Source organism: Pseudomonas sp. GNP014 (genome assembly GCF_054344005.1).
Map to the genome: position 1 here is coordinate 1 of NZ_JBTGUS010000015.1, position 4,131 is coordinate 4,131.

Consider the following 4,131-nt stretch of genomic DNA (forward strand, 5'->3'; position numbering starts at 1 on the left):
GGCAGCAGATGATATCGGCCACAAGCTGATGTTCGGCGTGGGGAAAACCGCTTTCACGTAGTTCGCCCACAGGGTGAACAACTGGCTTCGACGTCGGCGACGGTTCCGCTCGTGGGAGGTGTGCACAGTTGCACCCAGTCGTAGACCGGCCAGATCGGCGACGGCATCAAGCTGTTTGTCGGCTGTCGCCCGGAAGCAACACCTGGTCGGCTTCAGCCAGAGTCATGAACATAACCCGGCTCTCGTGTGCCAGGGTGTTGCGGGCGCGCCAGGGGCAAAACCCGGGTGCTCCGTCCAGTCGCCAGTTGCGCGGTGTTGGTTGTCGAGCGCCTTGTAGTCCGGGTCGACGAAGTGCTTGGTGATGCGATGGAATCTCGGCTTCGGTCAGGGTGGTCTGGCTGCTGCGCAGGGTGTTGCATTTCGACATTGACTTTCTGCGCGAAAGACTTCAGGGGTCAGGACCTTGACCAGGAATTCCTCGACCGCGTGGCTGTATTCGTTGTCGCGACGACGGTAGCGGGTTGTAGACCGGCAGGATGGCGTCGAGGAACTGCAGAAGGTCCTGCGACGGCAGGAATCTGTCGACGAACGTGCGGTCACCGGGTAATGACCGAGGCCGTCATCGACCAGCATGCCAATGCTCGCCGGGCGGCGTCGCGCACGGCTCGAGGCCGATGTCGCGGGCTTCGATGGCGGCACGGTTCAGCTGGTTGAACCCGTCGACGGGGATCTCTGAAATTGCTGGCCGCAGGTAGGCCAATCGGCGGTGAAACCGAGGGCTTGATCCCGGCGGTGGACGATCTCGCACTGATGGGCGCGGTCATCAGCTCATCGGCAGCGGCACCGGCGAACTGGTCGGTGCGGTTGCGCAGGCAGTTGCCGCTGCTGGTCCGGGATCGCGTGCACCGCACGTGTACGTTCGGAAGGATGTCGCAATGATCTTCGACCGCTGGCTGAAGTCGAACTGGACGTATCCGCTGCGCAACCGACGCGGCGAGCCTCGTCGTAGTCACGGACGATTATGCGCACCTGACGCTGCAACCAGTTGGCCCGCAAAAGGGTAATCGCCACCGGAACATCGGTGAAAACGCTGGACGTACAGGCTATTTTGCAGGTGCAGGGGGGCGCTCTTTGCTCAGCTCACTCTGCCAAAGATAGCGTTGGTCTGATTATGGGCCGCTTGACGCGGTCCTTGATTATCTGCTTGATTGTACTCGTCGTATACGTACATATAAATCTGTTCTCAGGCTTTGGGTGATGGAAACGCTGCACTTTCGTCTGCCGGAGTCTGATGTGCCTCGGCAATGATGCGTGCACTGGCCCGTGACTCCCTAACGGGAGCCGGGGCAAATACACCCGTTTGAAATTATGCAAAAAGCTGATGTTTGATATGTAAAGAACGAAATCGCCTAACGTAGAACGGGTGTCAACTAACCGACATTTGTCGTGCGGCAATGCTTAATGTGTGGTTCAGTCTCTTCCGTGCAATCATCCGAGAAACCGAGACAAGAGGTGATGATGAACAATCCGACCAAGGCAAGGAAGTGATGCAGCGTTTATGTGGGCATTTCTTGTCCCGATATCATTCTGGTGGTGGAATGGTGCAGATTTCTGGAACCAGTCATCAATAAAACGACCCATCCGGGCCCGTTTTTCGAATGATTGTTGGACAAAAGGCGGGATTAATGAGCGAATAGCCGGGTCCATTGTGCGATAATGCGGGCCATTTTTCCCTGGGCCGCAATGTTCATGTTGAAAAATTTTCACCTGAACCTGCTGCTGTTAGGCGCTGTTCGCGACCGCTGCCAGAGCGGGAATCGGTGCGTTTCTTTAACCCGGGTCGACACAGGAAGCCTTCTGGTCAGCTATTCGCAATTCATGCAGGCTGGAACCTGCTGGGATCTGGTATCCAGGCAGATCGACGCCCAGCGTCAACCCGACTGGATCTATCGCCCAGGCCCTGCTGGCGCTGCAAGGGCTGAATCGCCCCCGACTACCTGATGTTCAACGAGCAATACGTTGCCCCGCAGATTCTGGCGTTGCGGAAACAGCGGGGTGAAGCTGTTCACTGGTTAAACGCCGCGCGACCTACCAGCAAGCGCTGGTGGGGGAAGCGACCTCGATCGAATCGGTAGCCTGGTGCCGAACGACGAGGAGGCGCGGTTACCTGATGATGAAGGAAATCGATTCGCCTGACCGCCGGTCGCGGCCAATGAAGAGATCGAGCTGCTGGCGTCTCCGGTCTGAAAATCACGCCGTCGCGCAACTGCGCGAACATGCACGAGCGCGCACTGGCCTGAAACACCCGCAAGTGCGCTCTGCGGAAGACGGTCGTACAGCGGCTGGATGAGCAGCGGGCCTACGAACAGGTCCTGCAATTGTTCCAGTCGTTATCCGAAGGTGTCGCTGGTGTGGTCGGCGAACGACGAAACGGCCTTCGGCGTGATCAGCCAGGCGTTTGCCGAAACCGGAAGTAATGCTGCAAAGACGTGCTGTTCATGTGTCAATATATCACCCGAGCCTTGCAGGCCGTGATCGACGGGCGCTGAGCGCGCTGGTCGGTGGGCATTTCACGCTGGCCGGTGGGCACTGGTCGAGTTGCATGATTATCAGCAGGGCGTTGATCTGAATCAGTACGTGGGCGTGGCACTGGAGACCCTTGTTGCAGCTGATCGAGAAGACCACGTACCGCAAATGCTGCGAATGGCAACACGCTGAACTATGGCGTGAGCTTCCGCAAACTCTTCGGCCAGGGGCCGACCGCTTCCTATCGCTACCGCTTCACTTGCAAACCCTGATGCACCAAGCCGTCCAGCCGCGAAGCGCAGACCCAGTTTGACGATGGCGAACAGGGTCAGCGTGAAACACGGCTCGTGGAACAGAATGCCGAGGATGACGAAATGACTGGGGTTTGCCATGGTGAAATCCTGGGCCTGGTTTTTCCCGCTGTTCCGCACCCTGAATGCTCAGCGATGACGCTGTGCAGCATCTGCGAGAAGGTCGGTGGTTTCGTCGTCGATTGGATCGTCCATATATCCTCGTCGCGCACATCGACCTAGAGCATAGACAACCTGAAACGTGCTGGTTTACACAGTTGGTTACCAATTTCCTGCGCCAGCGATACCTGGATGTACCGGAGTGTCGTCATACTGAGATGGCTCTCCTCTTCGACTCCATTAAAAGGAGTGAATATGATCAGTAATTCTTCGCCTCCAGGTTGTAGCGGGCCTGCGCCGTCCTGTTCCGGTGAAACCGCTCGCCACCCGCAGCCTGCACGCCGACTTTCTAAAATTGATACCCTGCTGGCCGACCTGATGCTCTACGTAATGCTGTTCGGTGCTGAAGGGGTAGCTCAACACTGTCCTGCTCATCGTGGTATCGGAACGCTTCGCCCGCCCGGCGTAAGGCGTGGGAATGCAGCTCAACGGCCAACTCGATCGCGAACTGCTGCAGAAGCCCCGTCCTCGTCCTTCCAGGACATCGAGGCCTTCGCCCGGCTGCTGCTGCTCAAGGTGCTGCGCGAGCAGTATCAAGTGCAGGTGGATGTCGACAACACCCTGTTGTGCCTGGCGGCGCCGACTGCAGGCGGGCAATCGGCCATTGAGCTGTCGTCGTCGAGGTTCTGGAAACTCTCGATGCTGCAACGTCACCCTGCATAACTTCGAGGCCGACGAATGCCGACCGGGGCCTACCATGAAACCTCCGGTTTCGTTGCGGGCCGGGCATTCGCCGGACACCTTCCACGCCGGTGACCGTCAACGTGTCGGTCAGCGAGTTTCTGAGCTGCGTGCCGTCACCTCGACATTGGCAACAATACGAGATGTACTGGCGCGGCTTCTTCCATCCGACGGATGCGGTGGCGGCAAACGGCGTTCCGTCAGCAGTTTTATTGCTAGTCAGAAAGCCGCGACGCGCGCGGCTGCTCAGCTGGCCTCTCAAAGAGGATATCGAGCTGGGCGCACTACGTCATGATCGCGTTGGGTCATCAACTGATGCAGACCTGATGAATGGTTGGCCATAAACCGACTTGGTTCCGCGATCTGGCGGTCATGGACAAAAGGCTTACTGGTATGTGTGTCTCCGATCTGTGAAAAGTACCGCTACAGCGATGAGTGGGTTTTTCAGATCCCC

General features: G+C 58.0%; 2 protein-coding genes and 1 pseudogene. 2 read left to right on the plus strand and 1 reads right to left on the minus strand.

Annotated features, from left to right (window positions below; genetic code table 11):
- Positions 1-738 precede the first annotated feature (738 nt).
- Positions 739-939, plus strand: coding sequence for a hypothetical protein (locus tag ACXX9E_RS29325; RefSeq protein ID WP_458556716.1), 201 nt, complete (start codon positions 739-741; stop codon positions 937-939).
- A 1,877-nt stretch (positions 940-2,816) separates the two neighbouring features.
- Here the strand turns inward: ACXX9E_RS29325 and ACXX9E_RS29330 are convergent.
- Positions 2,817-3,032: pseudogene (locus ACXX9E_RS29330) on the minus strand (DUF2970 domain-containing protein); the annotation flags it as partial.
- Between the two features lie 159 nt (positions 3,033-3,191).
- Here ACXX9E_RS29330 and ACXX9E_RS29335 point away from each other — a divergent pair.
- Positions 3,192-3,659 (plus strand): hypothetical protein, encoded by a 468-nt coding sequence (locus tag ACXX9E_RS29335; RefSeq protein WP_458556717.1) that lies wholly within the window; start codon positions 3,192-3,194, stop codon positions 3,657-3,659.
- Positions 3,660-4,131: the final 472 nt, after the last annotated feature.

Bases quoted from the DNA above. Each gene is read 5' to 3' on its own strand.
- ACXX9E_RS29335 (WP_458556717.1), top strand. From the start codon at position 3,192: ATGATCAGTAATTCTTCGCCTCCAGGTTGTAGCGGGCCTGCGCCGTCC.